General features: G+C 44.4%; 15 protein-coding genes and 1 tRNA gene. 7 read left to right on the top strand and 9 right to left on the bottom strand.

Translation table 11 applies throughout. The annotated features are described in order from the left end of the window. Positions 1–37 precede the first annotated feature (37 nt). Positions 38–2326: a 1,4-alpha-glucan branching enzyme gene (glgB, locus tag F6K53_RS06175; RefSeq protein WP_293066319.1), complete on the bottom strand. Its 2289-nt coding sequence runs from the start codon at positions 2324–2326 to the stop codon at positions 38–40. Between the two features lie 30 nt (positions 2327–2356). Next, complete coding sequence (locus F6K53_RS06180; protein WP_293066322.1) at positions 2357–2656, bottom strand: hypothetical protein; 300 nt, start codon at positions 2654–2656, stop codon at positions 2357–2359. A 466-nt stretch (positions 2657–3122) separates the two neighbouring features. Between F6K53_RS06180 and F6K53_RS06185 the strand changes: the two genes are divergently transcribed. Both F6K53_RS06185 and F6K53_RS06190 read left to right on the top strand, forming a co-directional pair. After that, positions 3123–3656, top strand: coding sequence for a hypothetical protein (locus F6K53_RS06185; RefSeq protein ID WP_293066325.1), 534 nt, complete (start codon positions 3123–3125; stop codon positions 3654–3656). 158 nt (positions 3657–3814) lie between these two features. Further along, on the top strand, positions 3815–5500 hold the full coding sequence (locus tag F6K53_RS06190; RefSeq protein ID WP_293066328.1) for a penicillin-binding protein 2: 1686 nt from the start codon (positions 3815–3817) through the stop codon (positions 5498–5500). Positions 5501–5531: 31 nt separating this feature from the next. On the opposite strand, the gene F6K53_RS06195 is transcribed toward F6K53_RS06190, so the two are convergent. After that, a complete protein-coding gene (locus F6K53_RS06195) occupies positions 5532–7637 on the bottom strand; it encodes a thioredoxin domain-containing protein (RefSeq protein ID WP_293066330.1) in 2106 nt (701 codons plus the stop codon). Positions 7638–7992: 355 nt separating this feature from the next. Between F6K53_RS06195 and F6K53_RS06200 the strand changes: the two genes are divergently transcribed. Continuing rightward, positions 7993–9156 carry a transposase gene (locus tag F6K53_RS06200; protein WP_293066333.1) on the top strand — a complete coding sequence of 388 codons (1164 nt, stop codon included), beginning with the start codon at positions 7993–7995 and terminating at the stop codon, positions 9154–9156. 242 nt (positions 9157–9398) lie between these two features. On the opposite strand, the gene F6K53_RS06205 is transcribed toward F6K53_RS06200, so the two are convergent. Then, positions 9399–11684, bottom strand: coding sequence for a polysaccharide biosynthesis tyrosine autokinase (locus F6K53_RS06205; RefSeq protein ID WP_293066336.1), 2286 nt, complete (start codon positions 11682–11684; stop codon positions 9399–9401). Positions 11685–12104: 420 nt separating this feature from the next. Next, positions 12105–13373, bottom strand: a complete 1269-nt coding sequence (locus F6K53_RS06210; protein ID WP_293017450.1) for a glycosyltransferase — start codon at positions 13371–13373, stop codon at positions 12105–12107. A 972-nt stretch (positions 13374–14345) separates the two neighbouring features. Between F6K53_RS06210 and F6K53_RS06215 the strand changes: the two genes are divergently transcribed. Then, positions 14346–14434, top strand: a tRNA-Ser gene (locus tag F6K53_RS06215). 152 nt (positions 14435–14586) lie between these two features. Here F6K53_RS06215 and F6K53_RS06220 read toward each other — a convergent pair. Then, the gene (locus F6K53_RS06220) at positions 14587–15717 is read right to left on the bottom strand and encodes a hypothetical protein (protein WP_293017451.1); all 1131 of its coding nucleotides are present in this window, start codon (positions 15715–15717) and stop codon (positions 14587–14589) included. A 1079-nt stretch (positions 15718–16796) separates the two neighbouring features. Between F6K53_RS06220 and F6K53_RS06225 the strand changes: the two genes are divergently transcribed. The 3 genes from F6K53_RS06225 to F6K53_RS06235 all read left to right on the top strand — a co-directional run bounded on the left by F6K53_RS06225 (position 16797) and on the right by F6K53_RS06235 (position 21877). Then, a complete protein-coding gene (locus F6K53_RS06225; RefSeq protein WP_293029216.1) occupies positions 16797–17486 on the top strand; it encodes a C40 family peptidase in 690 nt (229 codons plus the stop codon). Between the two features lie 346 nt (positions 17487–17832). Next, complete coding sequence (locus F6K53_RS06230; RefSeq protein WP_293068836.1) at positions 17833–20628, top strand: PAS domain S-box protein; 2796 nt, start codon at positions 17833–17835, stop codon at positions 20626–20628. A gap of 286 nt (positions 20629–20914) precedes the next feature. Then, the gene (locus F6K53_RS06235; protein ID WP_293080141.1) at positions 20915–21877 is read left to right on the top strand and encodes an RluA family pseudouridine synthase; all 963 of its coding nucleotides are present in this window, start codon (positions 20915–20917) and stop codon (positions 21875–21877) included. Here the strand turns inward: F6K53_RS06235 and F6K53_RS06240 are convergent. The 3 genes from F6K53_RS06240 to F6K53_RS06250 form a co-directional block, all read right to left on the bottom strand. Continuing rightward, on the bottom strand, positions 21857–22648 hold the full coding sequence (locus tag F6K53_RS06240; protein ID WP_293029207.1) for a phycobilisome rod-core linker polypeptide: 792 nt from the start codon (positions 22646–22648) through the stop codon (positions 21857–21859). The two genes, F6K53_RS06235 and F6K53_RS06240, sit on opposite strands and share 21 nt — an antisense overlap. Positions 22649–23013: 365 nt before the next feature. Further along, positions 23014–23604, bottom strand: coding sequence for a hypothetical protein (locus F6K53_RS06245; protein WP_293029205.1), 591 nt, complete (start codon positions 23602–23604; stop codon positions 23014–23016). Beyond that, a complete protein-coding gene (locus tag F6K53_RS06250; RefSeq protein WP_293029219.1) occupies positions 23561–24196 on the bottom strand; it encodes a phycobiliprotein lyase in 636 nt (211 codons plus the stop codon). The genes F6K53_RS06245 and F6K53_RS06250 overlap by 44 nt, the downstream gene beginning before the upstream one ends. Between the last annotated feature and the right edge of the window lie 81 nt (positions 24197–24277).

A 24277-nucleotide genomic window follows, 5' to 3' on the forward strand; every position in this document is an offset into this window, starting at 1 on the left:
CACTTACCACACTTACCACACTTACCACACTTCCCTACTACTGTAACTCTGCCTGAGTCTTCTGATGATCTAGCTTTAAAATCAACACCCCCAGGGGTGGCAAACACAAATCTAGGGAATAGGGATGATTGTGGAAGAACCATTCATCTGTCCACTTACCCCCTAGATTACCCATATTACTACCACCGTATTGGCGAGCATCACTATTGAGCAATTCCTTGTAGAATCCCATCTCTGGCACTCCTACCCGATAATGACTATGGGGCTGAGGGGTAAAATTGCACACTGTCACAATAAACTCTTCCGAATCGTGAGCATAGCGAATGAATGACACGACACTATGGCGATTGTCACTACAATCAATCCATTCAAACCCGTCCTGGTCAAAATCCTGAGTATAAAGCGCTCGTTCCCTACGATACAAATAATTCAGGTCACTAATAAACTGCTTTAAATTTTTATGGGGTTGATATTGCAACAAATCCCATTCCAAATCTCCCCAGACATTCCACTCACTCCACTGACCGAACTCCATACTCATAAATAGAGTTTTCTTACCTGGGTGAGCAAACATATAAGCATACAGACAGCGGAGATTAGCAAACTTGAGCCACTCATCCCCAGGAATTTTCCCAAGCATATTACTCTTGCCATGAACCACCTCATCGTGAGATAGGGCAAGCATATAATTCTCAGCATGGTTGTACCACATGCTGAAGGTAACATTATTCTGGTGGAACTGGCGAAACCAGGGATCCATGCTAAAATAGTCTATTATATCATGCATCCAGCCCATATTCCACTTCAGATTAAATCCCAAACCTCCTAAATAATTTGGCCAAGACACCATCGGCCAATCCGTTGACTCTTCGGCAATGGAGAGAACACCGGGATAATAACCAAAAATTACCTGATGAGTTTGCCTAAGGAAATCCACCGCTTCAAGATTTTCCCGACCCCCATACTGGTTTGGTATCCATTCTCTATCCCCACGTAAATAGTCCAGATAGAGCATAGATGCTACCGCATCCACCCGCATCCCATCAATGTGGTACTTATCAAACCAGAACAAAGCGTTAGCTACCAGAAAATTCCGCACTTCGTTACGGCCATAGTTGAAGACTAAGGTTCCCCACTCCTGATGTTCACCTTTACGGGGATCCGCGTATTCATAGAGATGAGTACCATCAAAGAAAGCCAAACCATGACCATCTTTGGGGAAATGACCGGGTACCCAATCCAAAATTACCCCAATCCCATTTTGGTGGCACTGGTCGATAAAATACATCAAGTCTTGTGGGCTACCATAGCGCGAGGTACAGGCATAGTAACCGGTAACCTGATAGCCCCAAGACCCATCAAAGGGATGCTCGGCCAGGGGCAAGATTTCGATATGGGTGAAGCCCAATTCTTTGATATAAGGAATCAATTTTTGGGCTAGTTCTCGGTAAGTCAGGAAACGGGCTCCTGGTTTGAGGTCTGAAACGGTTACCACGGTTAGGGTTTCACCATTTGCTCCCCGAGGAAGTTCAGCTGAAGAACCATGAAGCCAAGAGCCCAGATGTAGCTCATAGACAGAAATCGGTTGCCTCAAGGGGTCAGTGTGACGCCGATGCTCCATCCAGTGGTGGTCATGCCACTGATAGTCTTCCAAATCGGTAACAATCGAAGCAGTTTTCGGTCTGACCTCTTGTTGGAAACCATAGGGGTCAGATTTTTCGTAGATATGACCTTCGGAATTTTTAATCTCGTACTTGTAGGGTTCTCCCACTCCTAGTTCAGGAATAAAGAGTTCCCAGATACCGGTCTCCCCTTTGCGCATCTGATGTTGACGGCCATCCCAATCATTAAAATCCCCGATGACTGAAACATTACGAGCATTAGGTGCCCAAACGGCAAAATAGACTCCCTCAATCCGATCAATTTCTGTAGGATGAGCCCCCAGTTTCTCGTAGATGCGGTGATGATTCCCTTCCGCAAATAGGTGCAAATCAAAATCCGTTAGTTTGGCAGAACGGAAGCCATAGGGGTCATAGCTAACCCATTCCCGTCCGCCTTTTTTAATCCGCAGTTGGTAATTAGCCAGCCGAGGTGTTTCAATTTCCACCTCAAAAAAGTGAGGATGGTGTACCGATTGCATCAGGTAAGACTTCCTTTCCGTGGGCAGAACTACCCATGCTGCCTCTGCTTTTGGTAGATAAGCCCGCACCACCCAACTAACGTTACCATCCTGCTCAAATTTATGGGAACCAAGCACTTCAAAGGGGTTATGATGTTGGTTTCCTACGATCTGGTCAATTTGTTCAGAAGTAATTCTTGAATACATTAAGGATAAACAGGTCTGGGAGGATCACCGTTAGAAAGGAAGGATTGTCCGAAACAAATCGCTCAGTTGCAGCAGGAAAATCAATTCTCGAATCTGGGGGTCAAGGCCAGGGGTGGTTGAGCGTTGTGCTATGGCATCTTGCAGTTGGGCGTATTCAGCGGGACTCATTGCCTTGCCATCAAGAGGCGATCGCGCTTCAATAATAATCTCGGTTCTCAACACCTCTTCTGGTAGATCTTCCGGAGGTGGTAAACACCAAGCTGGTCTAGCTATAAGTATAGCGATAGTTAATTCTAGGCCAATTCCTAACAATTTCAACAATTTAGCCATCACCAAGAGGATTGATTACTTAAATTGATTCGTTAATCAAATCCTATCTCAACCGATTCAGCACTGCCTGTGGCGTCTGGATTAATCAGTGTGGCTGTGTGATTGATTTACAGGAATTTCTATTGATGGGATTGGTTTTTTGCTCTAACCTTAGGGTGATAGCTAGGGTTATTGGTGCGCTCAGGTTTTTTTCTGATTTTTACTACTAATTTCTAGGCTATCACAAATTTCCGCTGTCCCTAACTCACTATTCCTCCTGAATCTGAGCTGATGCTAAGATAGGTGCGTTCTAGCATCATCTTTGTAGCTAGTAATAACTGCTACCAAGTTAATCCTGGTCAGCAGCGCTTCTTGAGTTAGCTAACCAGCCTAAGACCTCTGAAGTCTCAGCCACCAGATTGTTTTCCTGCCCTGATTAAAATTTACCGGTTTCCCATAGGTGTTTCCAACAACTAAGGAGTTTTTTATGAATGCTGTTCCTCGCTCTGCTCGTAGTCAAAGAAATCGGTCTCAGCAATCATTGGCTATTTCAAAAAACCAACGTTATAGGATAGCACGACCACCAACACATACTATGATGTCACCGAAAAACCCTCAGCCAAAGGTTGAAAACGTGAGCGTTTTGCAGCAGCAAACACCAATTTTGTTGAAAGCCTTACTATTTTTAAAACTTGGCTCAGATATAGTAACATTTACACTAATTGCTACTGCTGTCACCGTTTATTCCTGGACAGTTTACAGCCAGCAACAATGGAGCCAAGAGTATCGTAAGCTAGAGGAGCTGCAAAGAGATGAGCGCAATATGACAGCAACAACGGAAGTGATCAAAGATCAACTCGCTCAACAGGCTGAAAATCCAGCTACAGGACTGGTTACTCCTAATCCAAGTAATACAATTTTTCTCAAACGAGCTCCTGAACGTCCTCAGCGCCAGCCATTTACCGCTTTCACGAAACCTCCTGAGCCAAAACAAAAAAAAATCACACCCCTGGGTTACTAGTTTTTTGCCTAGGTATAGGGCGAATGAGGGTAGGTAAAAATATGTAATGGTATATTCATTTAAGTATATCTTGATAAGTATATTTGTTAAAAATGATAGTCAGGTAAAACCTTATGAAGCCCGGTAAGTCACTGGGAAACAACCGTTTGAGACTGCTAATGATATGGGTAATAATGATGGCAGGCGGCAGTGGGCTGTTGCTAAATTTATACCGTTTGCAAGTTTCAGAGGGATCGTCCCTAGAGGAAAAAGCACGGCGGCAGCAAATGGTCTATATGCGGCCGTTTGTACCTCGCCGTCCTATTGTTGACCGCAAGGGGAATGTTTTAGCCATCGACCGACCTGTCTATACCTTATATGCTCACCCGAAGTTGTTCAAAAAATCCTTACAGGAAATTGCTGCTTTGCTGGCTCCGATGATCAAAAAAACACCAACAGATTTGGAGGAGCTGTTCGGTAAACGTAAGAGTGGTATTCGCTTGGGCAATACGATCCCAGAAGCGATCGCAGACCAAATTGCTCGGTTGAACTTAGATGGTTTAGAGTTGATTCGACAATACTCCCGCTTTTATCCCCAAAATGAATTGGCATCAGATGTGGTGGGTTATGTAAACATTTTCGATCATCTGGGTCAAGCCGGTCTAGAATACACCCAAGAAAAGTTCCTAGAACGGGAGATAAAAAACATCCGACTGAGCCGTGCTGGCAATGGAGCCTTGATGCCAGGTCATGTGCCAGAAGGATTTATGCATCTTGATGACCTGCGGCTACAAATAACTATCGATAGTCGCCTGCAACGAGCAGCTCGCTCTGCCCTCAAGGAAACTATCAAGAAGTTTAATGCAGAGCGTGGCAGTATCATAGTGATGAATGTACACAATGGTTCCTTGTTAGCCCTAGTTTGTGAGCCAACCTACAACCCCAATCAGTACTCCAAATTCGATGTGAGTTTGTTTAAAAATTGGGCGTTGTCAGACTTGTATGAACCTGGTTCGACATTCAAACCCCTAAACGTTGCGATCGCATTAGAAACTGGTATCATTACAGCCCAAAGCTTGTTCAACGACACTGGTAAGATTCAAATTGGCGAATGGCCGATTCTCAACCATGACTATAAATCAGTAGGCGCTCGCGGGATGATCAATCCCACCAAGATTCTGCAACATTCCAGCAATGTGGGCATGGTGAGGATGATGAAAAAGATGAAACCTGAGGTTTACTATGACTGGTTAGAGAAGCTAGGCTTAAAGCAAAAAGTAGGAATTGAGTTACCAGCTGAGACGGCTGGACAGCTCAAAAGTAAGTACAAGTTTAAAGTTTCCCCAATTGAACCAGCTACGGCTTCCTTTGGTCAAGGCTTTTCATTAACCCCAATTCAGCTAACTCAGATGCTAGGTGCCCTTGCCAATGGCGGTAAGCTAGTGACTCCCCATGTGGTTCGCGGACTGTTTGACACCAAAGGGAATTCCCACTGGCAACCACGCCGTCCTGCACCGAGACGAGTATTTTCCCCCAACACTACTCGGACAGTGGTGGAAATGATGGAAACTGTAGTAACTGATGGTTCTGGAAAGGCATCCCGTATTCCTGGTTATCGGATTGGTGGTAAGACCGGTACGGCTCAGAAAGCCAGTCCTAATGGGGGCTATTACAGCGATGCCAAGATCACCAGCTTTGTGGGAATTTTGCCAGTAGAATCTCCCCGCTATGTCATCTTAGCAGTAGTGGATGAACCCCAAGGCAATGCCTTTGGTTCTACCGTAGCTGCACCATTAGTCAAATCAGTTATAGAAGCACTGATTGCCATTGAGCAGATTCCACCATCGTCTCAAAACTTCCGGTAGTAGGGCAACTTTGTTTTCAAATGAGTACAATTCAAGCTCTGGTTTGACTTGTCTGCACCTGTGCTAATAATTGATTAATGTTACTGGCTGCTGGTTTACAACTAAGTCCCTGACAAACTAAACCAATAACAGAATCTGGCAGATGGGTATCTAATTGATAAACACTGACGGGGAAATACCCACAGATCAGGGAGGTAAGTTGGTCAGCACCAGCGCGAATCAGAGTGCAATTGCGGTACCAATCTAAAGCAGTAAATATACTGGGACAGGATTGAGGGGATGTGTTGAGTACGCTACTAAATGCTTTCAAGGCTTCTTCTGCTCGGTCAAGGTATCGCAAATCTTCAGTGAGTAAAGCCAGACGTACTAGGTTAGCGATCGCTACGCCATTGGCAGATGGTGTGGCATTATCCGTATAACTACGCTCGTTTACTAACAGTTGATCACTAGGGTCAGTGGCAGCATTATAGTAACCACCATTATCCACACTCCACAGCAATTCATCAAACTCCTCCTGAACCTTAACAGCTTTCTCTAACCAACTGGCCGGTGACAGGTTCATCGGTTGCAGATTTGAACCTTGGCCTTTTGCCCAAGGTTGTTCTACTGACAAACTTGCTTGATGTAAATCTAGCAAAGCTTTGATAAACAAAGCATAATCCTCAGACTGAGCCAGCACTGCCGGTTGACCATCATAGTTTAGTCGGTGGAATCGTCCTGCTACCCATTGATTATTGAGGATGAATTGAGCAGCAACAGTTGCTAGTTGCCAATAGTCCGGTTCAAGAAACACACTATAGGCTCGCGCTAGACCAGAAATCATTAAGCTATTCCAGGCAACAATCATTTTGGTGTCCGTTACTGGTGGAATTCTACCGAGCCAGTTCCGGGTTTTTGCCTCTTGATTGGTCTTGGCTGGTGGAAAGGTTTCCAGGAGATCCGGTTTGGCACCATAACGTGCTTCAAACAGTTTAGCCAAAGCAGCTTCAGTGTTCTGGGAAAACTGATCTGAGTAACGGCGCTGCAACACATTCTTGCCTTCAAAGTTGCCCTCTTTGGTCAGAGTAAATTCTTCCTGAATTGCTGTAAACTCCGATGGGCTTAGCAGTTGTTCTAGTTCTGAATAACTCCAGACATAAAACGCCCCTTCTTCAGGTTCACTGTCTGCTGGGGTCGCGAAATTATCTGCATCTTGAGCAGCATAAAAGAAACCATTCGGAGCGGTCATTTCCCGCTTGAGCCATTGAACTGTTCCTGCGATCGCTCGTTTAAAAGCGGCTTCCTGAATCCCTGCACTCCACAAATCTACCAAGTACTCCACAATCTGCCCATTGTCATAGAGCATTTTTTCAAAGTGGGGTACTGTCCAAGTGGGGTCAACCGTGTAGCGATGAAACCCCCCAGCGACATGATCGTAAATACCCCCCTTAGCTAAGTCTAGTCCCCGCTTTGCACAAGCCTGCTGTGGATTATACTCCGATGCCCAATCGAAGCGAGTAACCCGTAGTGCCATACTGGCATAGGGAATCATGGGGAAACGTGGACCTGGATTGAGATCATTAACGACACCCACACTAACTTGACCACCGATAAATAGCAAATCATCACCAAGCTGCTCTGATTCCGGTAGTACTGCTGCCTGTTGGAGGTATCCCAGGATGTCTTCTTTGAAACTGTTAAGCTTGCCTTTTTCTAAATCATAGAAGCGACGAATTGATTGGAGCAACTGCAAAAACCCCGGTCGTCCGTAGCGTGGTTCCACAGGGAAGTAGGTACCTCCATAAAAGGGTACCAACTCATCGGGTGTCAGGAAAATATTAAGGGGCCAGCCTCCTTGACCTGTCATCATCTGCAATGCTAGCATGTAAATGCTGTCAATATCCGGTCTTTCTTCCCGGTCTAGCTTAATCGGAAGAAAATTAGCATTCATATACTTGGCAATTGCCTGATGGGAAAACGCTTCGCCCTCCATCACCGTACACCAGTGGCAGCTAGAGTAACCGATAGACAGGAAAATTGGCCTATCTTGTTTTCTTGCCGTTAATAGCGCTTCTTCACACCAAGGCCACCAATCGATCGGATTTTCAGCATGCTTACGTAGATAAAGGCTTTGGGATTGGGCAAGGCGGTTAGTCATGACAGCTTCAGTAGTCGCTTCACCTTAAGTCTACCTTGGTGAGTACTGAATCATTGATGTATTTGTGGTTAGTTATTTGTCGTTAGCGGTTCGGCAAAAGAAGCCCCACACCTAATGCGCAGCATAGGTGTGGGATGAATTTTGCACAGGATATGCATGGATCAGGGAAACGAGCTATCAAGCTTCTAATTAATTCTGACTGAGTCATTCCACGTCGCTGCGCTTCTTGTATCAACTGTCTTTTTTCAAAATCGGTAATCCTGATTATCAATTTTTTATCTTTCATCTGGATTACTGTTTGTATATACATATATTATAATTATAGTAGTAGGTCGATGAGAATTAAGGCAAGTCAATGAGAATTGCGTACCAGTATCGGTTAAAGCCAACAAAAGAGCAAAAAGCCAAAATAGATGACTGGCTTTTGATGTTGTGTGCTCAGTACAACTATCTTTTGGCTGACCGATTCAACTGGTACGAGCATAATCGGTGCTCAATTAACGCATGCCCTCTTGTTTGTCATCTCCCTGAATTAAGGGAAAATCCTGACTATTACAGCCAAAAGAAAACCCTCCCAAATCTTAAAAAGACTCATCCTCACTACAAGGGGATACATTCCCAGGTACTTCAGGATGTAGTAAAAAGGGTTAAATTAGCTTTTGATCGGTTCATTAAAGGAGACAGTAAGGGCAAAAAAAGCGGAAGACCCAGATTCAAAAAACGGCACCGCTACCGTACGTTTACTTATCCTCAGATGAAAGAAGAATGCTTGGAGGGCAATCTGATCAATCTGCCTAAAATAGGGAAGGTTAAGGTTGTATTGCATCGCCCTATCCCTAACGGCTTTAAGATTAAGACGGCTACTATCACTAAAAAATGTGATAAGTATTATTTGGTTTTGTCTCTGGAAGACAAAACAGTTACCGAAATCAAGACTAACATTAATCCTGACTCAATAGTTGGTATTGACGTTGGTCTTAAAGAGTTTTTAACAACTTCTGAAGGGGAAACCATTCAAGTTCCTCAATATTACCGGAAAGCTCAGAAAAAGTTAAAAGTTATCCAAAAACGGGTATCTCGACGGAAGAAAGGAGGGGCTAACCGACTCAAGGCTATTAAGCAACTTGGAAAACAACACAAAAAAATAGCAGACAAACGGAAAGACTTCCATTTCAAAACCGCTAATTATTTGCTATCAAAATATGATGTAGTCGCTCATGAAAAGTTAAACGTCAAGGGACTTGCTAAATCCCGATTGGCTAAATCTGTGTTGGATGCTGGGTGGTCAAGCTTCCTAACAATCCTGATAAGCAAAGCCTTAAATGCTGGCTTGTTGGCGGTTCCAGTAAGCGCCCAGAATACTTCGCAGAATTGTTCCGGTTGTGGAAAGAAAGTTCCTAAAAAACTGCATGTTCGTTGGCATGATTGTCCCCATTGTGGATGCAGCCTCGACCGTGACCATAATGCAGCAATAAATATCAAAAACAGAGCGGCAGGGTTTGAAGTTACCGTAAGATAGTGGAGCCTTAATCAAAAAGTTTTAACCCTTTTATGCATAGCCGACTAACAATAAAGGCTCCACTATCTAAGGTTTCGTCTCTCGGCAGTCCGTTCTTAAAGCCCAGTGCCTCCGAAGCGATGGCTGGATTGACTGGGAAGCCTACACTGAACCTGCAAGGTCAGTGTAGGAGCTGTCACTCATTTGTGATTCACTAGGGTTATTACGGTAGTTAAAAATGACCAATTACCAATAACCAATCACTATGAAACTTTGGTTTCCTCAAAAGTATTGCCAAAGTAATGATGATAGTAATCATAGGCACCGGTAGTGTACCCTTTTAAACCATTAGCAACTATACCCAATACTGTGCTATGAGCAATTCTCAATTCCGAGAGAGCTTCTTTAAACAAAACTTGGTTAGCTTTCCCTAAGCCTACCACCATCAATATCCCATTGGTATTAGGCTCCAGAAGTCTTGCATCCGCCAGACCAAGTAGGGGAGGGGTATCAAAAATTACTAGCTCAAACCGCTCTTTGAGATATTGAACTAAATTGTGCATCTTTTGGGAATTGAGAAGCCGGGTGGGGTCGGGGGAAATTTGACCAGCAGTTAGGACAGAAAGATTTTCCTCTAGAGGCGATCGCTGAATCACATCATCAACCTTGATTTCGCTAGAAATAACATCGCTCAGTCCCCACAAATTAGGTAAATCCATCTTCTGATGAATCTGAGGAAAGCGCAGATTACCATCTACGAGTAAAACCTTTTGCCCCATTGCTGCTGCTGCCAGGGCTAAGAATATAGCCGTAGTGGATTTACCATCTGCTGGTTCAGCAGAACTTACCACTATAGCGCTAATGGGTTTCTCAGAATACAGACATTGGAGATTAACTTGGAGACAGCGAAAAGCCTCTAAAAGAGGAGAAATCTGGTAACTACCAGATCCCACACCGAGTTGTGGAGCTGAGGCTTCCGGCTCGGGTATTATGCCCACACCAGTAACAGTAGTGCATTTCTGGAGTTCTTTGTTAAAGGGGATTGTGCCTAATATTGGTAAGCGAGTATACTCTTTGAGATCGTCGGTGCTGTTAAGTAACTGATGTAACTTTTCTGCTAAAAACCCAGCTGTGGCACCTGCAACTATCCCTGCTGCTGCACTTAGGAGCAAAGTATCAGGCAAATTGGGGGATATTGGTTTTTGAGGTTGTTGCGGCTCAACAATTGTCTGCCAAGGGATGCTGGTTTTAGCTGACTCAAGTTCCAAAGTTTCCCGAACTGACTCAAAGCGGTTTAGGCTTTCTGTTGCTTCCTCAATCTTCTGCTTGAGTTCTGTATATCGATGGGCAATCACAGCTAGCTGTTTGAGTTGTTCACTCATCAGACTTTCCCCTTTAGTGATTGCGGCCTGGCGCATCTCTAAAACCTTGATTTGGTTCGCCGTCTCTACTAGCTGAATCAAATTTAGGCGAAGTGTACTTGAAGAACCCGATTGACGATTGCCACCAAACTCTTGAATACGGCTAGTCATCACCCTTTCTGCTTCCTGACTTAACAGGGGGAGTAAATTTTGCTGTTGTTGCCTTAATCCTTTAAAGGTAGATTGGTTTTCCTTGAATTGTACCAAATCCAACACCATCTGACTTTCTACAGTAGAAAGTTGGCTGAGCAATTGTTGATAACGGGGTGTTGCGATCAGGTTAGCTACTGCTTCTGCTTGCTGTGACGATAGCCCCAACTGACCTTTGAGTTTACCATACAGTATAATCGTGTCTCGCAGCTGAGTTTGGGTAGCTTGTCTGTGTTCGACAATAGCATTGACCCGATTCGTCAACAGTTGACCCTGAAGTTGTGGATTAATCAGGTTGTACTTCTGCTGGAGTTGCTGGAGTTGTAGCTGGAGCTGATTAATTTGCCCTTGTATTTTCGGCTGCTGATTCGAGACAAATTGAATGCCTTGTCTGATGCTAGCCTCTTGTTGTTGCTGAGAGTACTCGATGTAGCCCAGAGCAACCTTTTCCAAAACAAATTCAATTCTTTCCGGGTCTGAATCTTGGTAGGCAACTTCTAAAATTTTGGTTTCTCCCAGTCGGGATACCATGATTCCTTCCCGGAGAGTATGATAGTTTATTTCTGGATATTGGGTTTGAATTTGCTCCACAATCTCAGACATAACCTGAGGAGAGCTTAATAGCTGAATTTGAGTGTCATACTCGAAACTTGTAGTTGGAGCAGCAATGCTATTTCCCCCGGGTTTTCCCTGTAACTCAAACGGGTCTTCACCAGAGCTAGGTTCGAGTAACAGTTGGAATTTGCCTTCATAGATTGGAACTACACTTAAGGTTTTGGCAATAATTCCGGATATGATAGTAAGGGCCACCCCTGCCATCAAGATAGCTCGACGACGAGCAGCAGCTAATATACGACGCAGATCGAGTTTGCTGGCTTCCAACTCATGGACTCCCCCTGTTAGTTGTGGAGAAGATCGATACTGCTGTTGACCACTAGGGTTAAATAGGGACGGCTTATAAGCTCCTTGGGAACCCATAATTCTTCTTCTTGCTACTTGGGGATTGGGAATTGGAGATTGGATAACTGGTAGGATGCATAAACCCTAGTTACATGCTAGTTACAGGAACATCAGGAATGATCAGCGCGGCTTTGTGATCAGTATCGATTAGCCCGAAGGGCTACGCTACGCGAACAGCAATAACCTTGAATTTTCCTTGCTTGAAGGTGAAAACAAGAAAGTTCATTTAACATCATTCCTCAGCAAGAGGCAATCGCAAACAAAATAGAGGATATCCAATTTACCAAACTTTCCCAATTTACAGATACAAGAGTTCTGCAACCCATCAGGATGAATAAGATGAAGGAAAAAGGCAAAAGGAATAGTAGCGTCGTAACTTTATCCTTTAACCTTTGAGATCTATCCTGATTGCCAGGGAATGAATGTGCCCAATAGATTTCAGGCACTAGTTGTTGCCAAATTCTCTGATTTTGCTTCCAGCAAGCTCTCATAGAGCTGACTCAGCTGATGGGCAACACCATTCCAGCTAAACATATTTTCTACCCTTGCTCTTGCCCCTAAGCCAAGTTGATTTTTCCAGTCGTGATCCGAGAGAATCCGGTCGATAGCAGCCGCAAAAGCATCAGCATCTTTGGGTGGTGCCAGTAAGCCAGTTTCTTCAGATACAACGGTAAACTGAAGACCACCGACATCACTAGCTACTACAGGGGTGGCACTAGCCATGGCTTCGATGGCAACTAAACCAAAAGGTTCGTAGTGACTTGGTACTACGCAAACATCAGCTGCCGCATAATAAGCTGGAAGTAGTTCATCAGCAATGCGTCCAGGAAATGTGGTGATAGTTTGCAGTTCCAATTCAGCGACAATCCCTTCAATGCGATCGCGTTCCATACCATCTTTCTCACCAGGACGAGAACCACCACCAATAATCAGCTTTAAGTTAGCATCACCCCGTAGCTGGGAGGAACCAACAGCTCGAACTAGGGTTTCAATGCCCTTGCGTTCGTCAAACCGTCCCACGTAAAAGATGATTTTGTTTTCAGGGCTAAGTCCAAGTTTTTGCCGTGCTTCTAAGCGGTTAATCTTGCCAAATCGGTCAATGTCGGTACCACAGGGAATAATATCAATGTCGCCCTTACTTGAAACTAGCGATCGCATGTGTTCTTGTTCTTGGGGAGATGTAGCCACAATGCGTTCTGCTGTTTCTAGCACTGCTTTTTCTATCTCCAAGCGAGTAGCAGCAATCTTCGGAATTGTTTCTACTGACTCGTATTTAACTGCGCCTAGGGAGTGATAGGTGTGAAGTTGAATGAGGGATTGACGCTTCTTCCACTCCATACCCACCCAAGCCGAAAGCCAGTAGTTTGTATGTACTATTGAGTAGGTAATGCCTGATTGCTCCTGAAACTTAAGCAATTCGGTTAAAAACTCACCGCAGTATTCAAAAATCTCTTGCCGTGGCACAAATGCTTTTGGACCAGCAGTTAGGCGAATAGTGCGACAACCCGGAGTATGTTCAACGATTGTGGCTTGGTTGGAACTGGAGAGGCGAGTAAACATATCGACCTGCCACCCTTGCTTAGCAAGAGCTTCACCCACTTGGCGCACATACACATTCTGTCCTCCAGCTTCTTCCTTACCGATTTCTATCGCTGGATCTCCGTGAACGGATATCAGAGCAATGTGCTGTGTATTTTTCGTATTCATAGGCTTTTTTTATGTTGGAGCTTACAGAAGGTTTTCAGGTATGGGGAGTCTGACCTCTATCCGGCTAAACCCTCAGCGTCGAGCTTTTACACACTCACTTAACAAATTTTAACCTCTCAGAGGTGCTTAACACATCAGTGGATGGAAGTAAATTTTTAACAATTAATTTATAATAATCTTAACTTACTTGGCTACATTATTATATGGTATATAATCTTTCTCAGACGCTTCTGGGCTTTCAGGCACGTCTTAATAGCTGGCTGATCTACCTCACTTAAAACTAGTGCATCAGTCAGAGATTGGTAGAGTCCGAGAGTCATCATAGATTTTCGAGATCATTTTCGTATTGCAGTGGTGTGAGCGATCGCTCATAGTTTCTCATCATAGAATTTACCCAAAAAATTGGGTAATCGCGCCCCGTCCTTCGTTCGACGGCTTTTTTTTTAAACTTTTTATTGACAGTTTGTACTAGGTGTGCTACTATAAAATTATAAAAAATATACTTTTAAACTAGAGAGATACTATCTAACCATAAGTAGGCAACGTAAAAAATATGTATCAGATACATATTGCGTAATTTAGTCTAACGACTTAAACGTCGTCTATAAATTTAGATAAAAAAAGTATCTATCTATATAAAAAAAAGATCTAAAAAAAAGGTACGGTGGGGTTAGAAGTTACCGTAAGAAGAGTGGAGCCTTTATAGTTAGTCGGCTATGAGTCAAAAGTTTTAACCTTTTTGATTAAGGCTCCACTCTTCTAAGGTTTCGTTTCCGGCACACCGGAACCGGGATCATTGAGCAATCACGCTCATGGAGAATTGTCCTCTACTCTCCCTGACTCCGGTTTGGGTGAGCAAGACAGCAAGGCCGTAGGCCACGCTACGCGAACGCTGAAATGAGAATCCCCGTCCTTCCAGGGCGGGGAGTGTCAAAAGCTCAAAAATGTGCTATCATGGATAGACACTACCTTGGAGAGGTGGCTGAGTGGTCGAAAGCGGCAGATTGCTAATCTGTTGATAGGTTCAGGCCTATCCGAGGGTTCGAATCCCTCCCTCTCCGTTGAGTATCCTCAACTGGCAAAAATCAAACTTTCGTTGCTTGGAAAAGCGGTGCGGCCCCGCGCTTTTTAAAAGCGCTAGGGAACGGGCACCAAGAGATCTGGAAAATTTGATTAAGTCTACCTAGCTCAATAGCTTCTATTTGTCCCTTTTCTACCTGCCAAAGTTAGAGAAGCTGTAACCAATGCCAAAGGAGATTCCCACATCTGCGGCACCATCAACGAAAATTCCAGTAGTTAATGCAGCATTGGCCACAAAATTGGGTCCAAAAGGCCAATCAACACCACCAGTAACGATTAAACCCACATTGTTGTCATCACCTGTAGAAAAAGCCAAACCACCACCAGCGAAAGCTGAGTAAGTAGGCGGCTCAAACGGTTCATCCTGGAAAATAAAGTTGTAAGTGGCTGGGATCACAAAGGTAGCATCATCATTGATTAGTATGCTAGGACGCACTGATAGGGTGGGGGATAAATCGTATTTGCCGTTAATCATAAAGCCACCTCGACCAATATTGGTGCCATCATCAGTAAAACCGATATGACCGCCAATTCCAATATAGTTTCCAACCCCGAGGCTGTTGCCAGTAGGATCAATATTTCTCTGAGCTACAGGGGTGCCTACTTCATAGGAGGTGGCTGGTGAGGTGTCAGAGGTGGCTGGATCTAGTTGTATTTTTAGAGCTGCCACAGATGTAGCTAAGGTACCTGGTCTCGGTGAAGCTACCACAGGATTATTTAACTGTTGAGAAGGTGTTTGGGATTCCTCAATGATCGCTTCTAGCTCTTGTTTGGAGAGATCAGCACGATACTGGATAGTTTCTAAATTGGCTTCTAAATTGGCTAATGGTAACTGCTCCTGTCTGACTGTATAGTCAGCAATTGGTGCGACTGAGGCATTGAATTGGGAGCGGTTCACCAATGCACTAGGAGACCCTACCGACTTACTGGCACGAACCGCTGCCCCTATCCTGTCCAATTGCCCTAAACGGGAATTAGCTCGATGGTCAGTGATAGTGTTGAGATTGTCTGATGGCAGATTAGTTGGTCTGAATATATTTTTAGGAGTCTGTTTAGTTTCCGGATTAAATCGATCAGGGTCAACTGTGATGGTGGAAGTTGCTGCTAATTGCTGGGGTCTCACCGCTGCTGCGGTCTGGGTCAATTGCTTCACCGATGAATTATGGCTAGGTGTTTCAGCAGTAGCAGACAGCTGGTAACTGACCATGGTCAATACTGCCATACTCAGTTGCATCGAAAGGGTCTTAGGAAAATTACTCTTCACACTCACTCCTCAAAAACTACTTGGTCATTGGTTAGGGGTAACAAACTTAGCAGTTAGCCAAAAGCTAAAAGCTATAGTTCTTGGTCAGTAACTTGTAGCTGCTAGCCAGATCAGATCAGGTAAAGTACTCAAGAATTTGAACCCAATCCTAGGATAGTCTAATCATCCCTTGAACTTTACCAGATAGAAAGAGCAGAATAACCTCATTTTGGCTTTTAGTTTTGCCCTGGGCAAACATCACTAACACAGGACTTACCCCTCTACACCTGTAAAACCTCTGTAATTCTCTATTTACCCTTGCCCGATCGGAAATTACCGATTAGACATCTCCAGAAATTAGGTTTTCACCTAGATAGGATCGGGGTTTCAGATTCTTTGTCGGAGATGTCTATTGGCTAAACCCCTGATTTTTGGCGTTGCTGAATTAAGGAATGAATGCGCGATCATCTAGTTTTATTAAAGCCCCCGTTGGTCCCCCAGCGAGCAATCCCTCGCTGGGGGACTTTGAGAGTTTTTCCCCCCAGAATTGGGGGGCTAGGGCGTGTTTTCTTGCCTCGGAGATCCCCCATTATCCCCCTTAAAAAAGCAGGGCTGTTTCATTCTCGCCAAAAATAGATGGGGAGATGGGGAGATGGGGAGATGGGGAGAATTTTGGACGAATAGTCGTGATTTTGGCCAAATTTATCTAACCCTCCTCGAAGGCCGAATCACGAATTGTTAGTCATTGGAGTTGCTTCCTCCCAACTAATTTGTCAGATTTTAATGACTAAATTGGCGGATTTTTCGGGAAATTTTAGTTTATTTCCCTATCCCCCTATCCCCCTATCCCCCTATCTCCAATAATCGTTAACTTATTAAAGTTTGAAACAGCCCTGCCCTTAAAAAAGGGGGACTTTGAGTATGGCTCCCCCCTTTTTTAAGGGGGGCTGGGGGGGATCATAATCTTGCGGAAAACTTTGAAAACACGCCCTAGGGGGGCGTGCGCCATACTGAGAATCAGCAACGCCCTTAATCTTCCTAGTTGTTTATCCTTCTAGAAAAGTACCATAATCTGAGTGTGAGTTCCCGCTTCCTATACTATGGTTTTGCTTGAGCAATTACGAGCCAATGATTTGGAATACTACTGTCGTGCTAATCTCAACCTCTATGATTCGCCCAACTGTGAGAGTTTGACAACACAAGCAGCCACCGGAAGGCACTTGCGGGTCTTGTCGGTCCCACCTGTCGGTAATGCCTTAGAGGTGCGTCTGTGCGAAGATAACTATTCTGGTTGGTTGCCTGTGTCGGATTTGGCTGTACTGGACATAGCTAAGACTCCTTATCGCCCCATTTCTCTGTCTCCAGCTCAAATCCAAGCACGAATAAAAGCGGTGATTGGGTTTACTAAAGCAGCAATGCACCAAAATCCCTACTACCTTTGGGGGGGTACAGTAGGTCCCAACTATGACTGTTCAGGGTTGATGCAAGCAGCGTTTGCAGCATCGGGGATTTGGTTACCCAGAGATTCCTATCAGCAAGCAGCTTTCACCCAAACCATTAGAATGGAGCAATTACAACCAGGAGATTTGGTCTTTTTCGCTACCGCCCAAAAAGTGAACCATGTAGGATTGTATCTAGGTAATGGTGATTACATTCATAGTTCTGGCAAAGATCATGGTCGTAATGGGATTGCAATTGACCAACTTTCAGAACAAGGGGATGAGATAACAAAGTATTATTACCGACAGCGCTACGGAGCTGGGCGAGTTGTGGCAAGTTATCAGCCCTAGTCACTTAGCACAATTATCTAGCACAGTGATCTAACACAATTATCTAGCACAGTGATCTAACACAGTGATCTAGCACAGTGATCTAACACAGTGATCTAGCACTGTACTGCTCATAGAGTTGATCCCAATCAGACTTTCTGTGAAGCTCTCAGCAGGGCTTCAGGGGAAAAGACTAACAAATATGACCACAAAATATCCTCACAATTTCCTTTCCTCAGAGAAATATTCTGAGCTTTCTAAAATACTCCTGGTGATGATCTTGTGATTATACTGATTATTGAGGGAAGACTGTGGGTAGATGTATCCCTAGCTTATCTGTAGAATTTCTGACGGATCGAGCCCAGCAATGAACACCACTCAGTCTCACATAAACAGTACTGAAACAATGGCAGAGGGAGAGTCCGCCCTAAAGATCTTGTTTTCTTTATCACTTGATCTATTATGCACCTTTGGTCAAAACGGATATTTTCAACAAATCAATCCGGCTTGGGAAAAGGTTCTAGGATGGACTTGCTCCCAATTGCGATCGCGACCTTGGATTGAGTGGATTTATCGAGAAGATCGGGAATTTACTCTCAATGCCCTTCGTGATTGTGGTCACGGAAAACTAGTCGAATATCGGAATAGAATTTACCATAAAGATGGTAGCTTGCGTTGGCTGGCTTGGAGAATTTCACAGGATGAACAGGGTCTTATCTATGGTGTTGCTAAAAATATCACTAGCATTAAAGAGCTAGAATCTGGATTGGACGATGGTAACTCTACTGGCTGCTATGAAGGCAGTAAGGGCTCTGAAAATCTCAATCCAGATGATCAAAACTTAAAAAGTTACTTTGCTTTATTAACCGCATGGCTTTATCGCTATAAAGCGGTTAGTCAAATCAGTGGTCAGCTGCTCTACGAATGGAATACCCAGACCAATGAATTGATTTGGGGTCACAATATTGAACAAGTATTGGGTTATTACCCAGGGGAAATCGCCAACACTGGGCAAGGGTGGGATCAGTTAATTTATCCTGATGATTTAGAACGATACCGACACATCATTGAACGGGTGATTGTGACTAAGGAGCCTATTGATCTTGAGTATCGGATGCGTAAGAAGGATGGCACGTACATCACTGTTGAGAACAAAGGACAGTTTTACCTAGATAGTGCCGGTAATCTCAATCGTCTGGTGGGGTTAATTGTTGACATCACGAAGCGCAAACAGGCAGAAGAGGCATTACGCCTGAGCGAAAAACGATTTCGGCTAGCAGTGGATAATTTCCCCGGTACATTTATGATATATGATGCCCAGCGGCGGCTCCAGTTTATCAATCAACAAGGGGTTAAGCTAACTGGAGTGTCTGATTCACCGCTACTGGGTCACACTGACGAGGAAATCTATCCACGTGTATTTAAGGATATCTATGTGAAACTCCTACAAAAGGCTGTGGAAACCCGTACACCACAAGTGGAAGAACTGACTCTGACTTTGCCAGAGGTTGGTGAACTCACTGTCCTCGCTACCTATATTCCCCTGCTAGATGAGCAAGGAAATATTTATCAAGTTATCGGGATTATCCAAGATACTACCCAGCGCAAGCAGGCAGAGGTAGAACTACGGCAAGCCTATCAGCAATTGAGACTAAATACAGCAGCGGCTTTAGACGAGAAAGATGCCCAATTTCGACGGGTGTTTGATGAAGCACCTATCGGAATGTCACTCTCAGATTTGGATTATCAGTTTATTCAGGTGAATCGGGCTTTGTATGAAATGCTCGGATACACCAAGTCTGAACTAATGGCTCTCAATGGTTTGGCAATTACTCATCCTGAAGACCTAGAACAAGCCCAGCCTTATATTAGGCAGGTCATACAAGGAGAAATTGATAGTTTTAAGTTAGAAATACGTTACCGCAAAAAGAATCAAGATACCCTCTGGGGTAATTTAACCATGATGGCTATGCGAGATCAAGCAGGAGAAATCCTGTGTATTTTGAGCATGGTTGAAGACATTACAGAACGCAAGCAGGCAGAGGAGGCGCTACGACATAGTGAAGAACGATTTCGTGCCATCATTGAAGATCAAACTGAACTGATCTGTCGGTTGAAACTTGATGGCACCCTAACGTTTGTCAATGATGCTTACTGCCGCTATTTTGGCAAAGACCGCTCTGAATTAGTAGGGAAAGTATTTTTGCCAAAAATGCCTCCGGAAGACGAAGACATTGTTACCCGGAACTTCCGTTCTCTTTCTGTAGATAATCCGATTAACACTTACGAACACCGAGTTCTTCTCGACTCTGGAGAAATTCGCTGGCAGCAGTGGAGTGATCGAGCTATGTTTGATGAACATGGCAACTTTCTCGAATGCCAGGCGGTGGGAAGAGATATCACTGAACTCAAGCAAGCAGAAGCAGATATTCGTAAGGCATTGGTTAAGGAAAAAGAGCTGAGTCAACTGCGTTCAGGTTTCGTTTCATTAGTTTCTCACGAGTTTCGCACGCCTCTGACTACCATTCAATCTTCTGCTCAAATGCTGCAACGCTATGAGGATAAATTGTCCCCTGAGAAAAAACTGAAGCACCATGATAAGATTCAGCATGCTGTGCTCCGGATGACTCAACTTTTGGATGATGTTCTAACGATTGGGAAAGCCGATGCGGGTAAACTCAAGTTTGAGCCAGCATCCATGGATTTAGTTGCTTTGTGTCAGGACATACTCGAAAATATCAAAATTAACCTGGGTTATAAGCATAACCTGATATTCATTACTCATGGGTGCTGCCAAGATGCCCTAATCGATGAAAGACTTTTGAGTCATGTCGTTAACAATTTGCTGTTAAATGCCATTAAATATTCCCCAGAAGGAGGTACCATCAAATTTGAACTCAATTGCGATTCTTCGACCGCAGTAATCCAGGTTCAAGATCAGGGGATCGGCATTCCTAAAAAAGACCAAGAGAAACTCTTTGAGTCCTTTGAAAGAGCGAGTAATGTTGGCAGCATCCCTGGTACTGGACTGGGTTTAGCGATTGTCAAAAAATGTTTAGACTTGCACGAGGGTACAATTGCTGTAAACAGTGAAGTTGGGGTGGGAACAACATTTACGGTTACCCTACCGCTGCACTTGGCTACTGACCAAAATAGGGAGTAGGGAGTAGGGAGTAGGGAGTAGGGAGTAGGGAGTGGCGTCCATAAAATGGAATGTACCTCATAAGTATCAGAAACGCTATATACAATGGTTGATCGCCTTTGGCTCATTATTAATTATTAATTATTGCTAATTAATATAGCATTATTAAATGAATTGTGATAATTTTTGATGCCATATTCCCTACTCCCAGATCCGCTGTTCCCAGATCCGCTGTTCCCTTTGCTATACATAATTGAAGTCTTCTGTATTCCTAATTCTCAGTTCGGTTGACAATCAACGATCAACAATGACCCCTCAGCTTTCTCTCAAATTCTTGCAAGTTCAGGAAACTAGCGAGTCTACTGGTTCAACTCCCAGTTATCGCCTTGACAGCTATATTGCCCAACAAACACCTGACTTGTCTCGCTCTCGTATCCAGAAGCTGATTGAACAAGGCAACGTGCAAGTGAATGATCACGTGTGCATCTCAAAAAAAGCTAAAGTTCAGCTAGGGGATCGCATCTCCCTAACCATTCCTGACTCCAAACCCCTGGAATTACAACCGGAAGTCATCCCCTTAGACATTCTTTATGAAGATGAGGTTCTGATTATTATCAACAAACCGGCTGGTTTGGTAGTTCATCCCGCACCTGGTCATGAAAGTGGTACTCTTGTCAATGCCCTTTTAGCCCACTGTCCTAAACTGACAGGTATTGGTGGTGTTCAGCGTCCAGGCATTGTCCACCGCTTGGATAAGGATACAACTGGTGCAATTGCGATCGCAAAAACTGACCAGGCTCATGGACATCTACAAGCTCAACTCCAAGCCAAAACTGCTCAAAGACAATATTTAGGTGTAGTCTATGGTGCTCCCTCTGCTGAGTCTGGCACCATTAACCAACCGATTGGACGGCATCCTGTAGACCGCAAGAAAATGGCTGTCGTGCCAGTAGAAAAAGGGGGACGCCCAGCGATTACCCATTGGCAAGTCCGAGAACGACTGGGCAACTATACCCTGATCCATTTCCAATTAGAAACTGGTCGCACCCACCAAATTCGTGTCCACAGTAGCTATATTGGTCATCCCATTGTTGGAGATCCCGTTTACAGCAGTGGTCGTTCTGTCGGTGTCAATCTACCGGGTCAAGCACTTCACGCTTGGCGGCTACAACTAAAGCATCCAGTTTCTGAGGAGTGGATTGAGTTTGTTGCCCCTCCCCCCCTAGCTTTGATCAAACTCTTAGACGTGCTACGACTTCGCTTCAGCTAGTTCCTTTTGCGGAGATTGCTGAGCCCGATATGGCACTAAGGATTCGTAATCGATGTTCAAAGCTGACACTCGTGGGATAGTGTTGCCTTGGGGAGACAGATCCCGTGCCATGCCCATATACAGAGACGGATCCCCTAACTTGGCCTTCTTGTCTTGTGGCACGTAACTGCGCACCTGGGTCTGCCAAATGATTTGTGGGAAGCCCAGTACTGCACGGTAGTATTCGTTGTAACGTGGAGATTTGATGTTGAATGGTATTTCACCCTGAGACCGACCGGGAATCACTCGACGCCGTTGATAGGGGACGGTGTTGTACCCAAAATTCTCCATGTACTCTTCGCTGTCGAGAAGTTGATCGACGAAGCCTTGGATACCCTTTGTGGCAATTATAACTGCCCAGGCTAATTTTTCTCTTTCCCCATAGATATCACGTCCAAGCACCCGCTGCACGCACTGCTCTACAACGCGATAGTTGCTGTTTTTGTCATAGAAGCTGGTCTTGAAGGTTTCAGAAAGCAACAACCCACGAATGAAGTCCCGCACTGTGATCTGACCGAAGCGGAGTTGGGACTCCAGGAACGGTTCACGATCCGAAGCAAAGGCATGGAAGAAAATCTGACGGTATCCTGCCTCGATTAGGGCATCCATGTCTCCGGGGGAGAGCAAGTTTTCAGTGGAATAAATTCTGGGTTGCTCTTCTCCTGGTATCTCATACCCATCTATGCGCGCATTCTGCGTCACAGGGGCGTAGCCTAGTAAAGGAATAGCCACGTTTTTATCTCCGTATTCTTAGAAAATCTTACAAACCTTAATCAAATATATAATGAATCCCGTGTCAATCTGTAAAAAAATTATAGTTTAATCGATATTTCAATCTCTAGAGCGACCACTGATAGCCGGGACAGCAGTCAATAGTCAATCGTCAATAGTTATGGGTTAATCAACTAACCCTTTTCTTGCTTTTGTGATTACTCTGTGTGATTACTCTGTGTGTCCCCCTTTAACTTAATCACCTTAATCACTAATAGGTTATTAATTTTGATTAAGGAAAACGTTACTCAAAGCAATAATTTTTAATATTTATTAAAATAGCCCGAAATAATTAGACCAAACAATTAGACAATAGCCGATCGCTCCTAGCATCCATACCCCATCCAAAAAGACAGTGAATTAGTCTTGGATGGACACTCTGGCCAATCCCGCAGGTAAGTTTCGAGATTTACCTGCCAACGTGGGGGTTTTAATCCCAGACCCAAACAGAGATGGGAAATGACCTCAAAAAAACGCTGATCGTGACCAGGGGCACCTAAATGAGCATGGGCATATTCATGGATGACAATACTTAACCAATCAGACCGTGCAATGCGTCCGACATCAATTAATATCACCGCCGGAGTGGCTAAGATGTTGCAAAAGCCATCAATACCAAACTTTTCCCCTAAAGGGGTTGCCAAAATCCGCATTGGGCGGCATAGGGAATCATGATAGCAGCTATGACAGGCGTCTAAGCAAGTCTGGAGTTCTCCATTAATGGCATCAATGTGATTGCCAATCCAGGTATAAATGCGATCGCGTTCTTTAGCATGATCAGTGATCTCTACCATACTTGGGTCTAAAGCCAGCTGACCCACCGCATTCAGATACTGGTAGCCCCGGATTAACGGATCATCGCTGATGGTGGAATCACCACCCCAAGATTGAATAATACTCTTCCGGTGCCAAGACATTTTGTTGTTGTTGAGATGTCACCCCAATATTAGACCCAGTATTAGCCCTATTCTCTAAATTCTCTAGATTAGAGTCAATCCGGGTTTCGATGCAAAATGATGCGCTGCTAAATCCACCAAAACGTTTCACTATACTTGTACGCATCCGCCGAGATGGAGTGATAAAGGAGAAACGCTCATGAGCACTCATGGTTTCATATTCAGTAATCAGCACTAGCCCATCTTGAGCATCCATCTGATAAAGACCAGCCACTGGCATGGTTTCCGCGTAACCTTTTTCCCGCAATAACTTCCCATGTCTAGGAGAATCGGCATCTGGAACCACCACCATCACCGTCGAGTCTTTGTGACCCTCATCAGTCTGATCCCAAGCCATTGTACCCTGCCAACTGACCAAAGCTCCACCTGCTGCCAAACTTGGGTTAATCTTATGAAGCTCACACAGCTCAATGACTTGGGGATGATCAGCCTTTAAGGTGGCTACATTGATATCCAACTCTCCCTTCTCTGCTTGTCGGAAGGCTAGGTGGTGGGTTGTGCGTTGCGATCGCCAGTTGCCAGCACTGAGCTGGAAAAATTCCATGGCATCAATAATTGGATCCATATTATGGTATTTGGTTTACCGAGTTTTTACTTAAATTTTACTTAATCTTGAATTTTTGCATATTCCTGA

The sequence above is a fragment of the Moorena sp. SIO4A1 genome (genome assembly GCF_010672065.1).
GTDB lineage: Bacteria > Cyanobacteriota > Cyanobacteriia > Cyanobacteriales > Coleofasciculaceae > Moorena.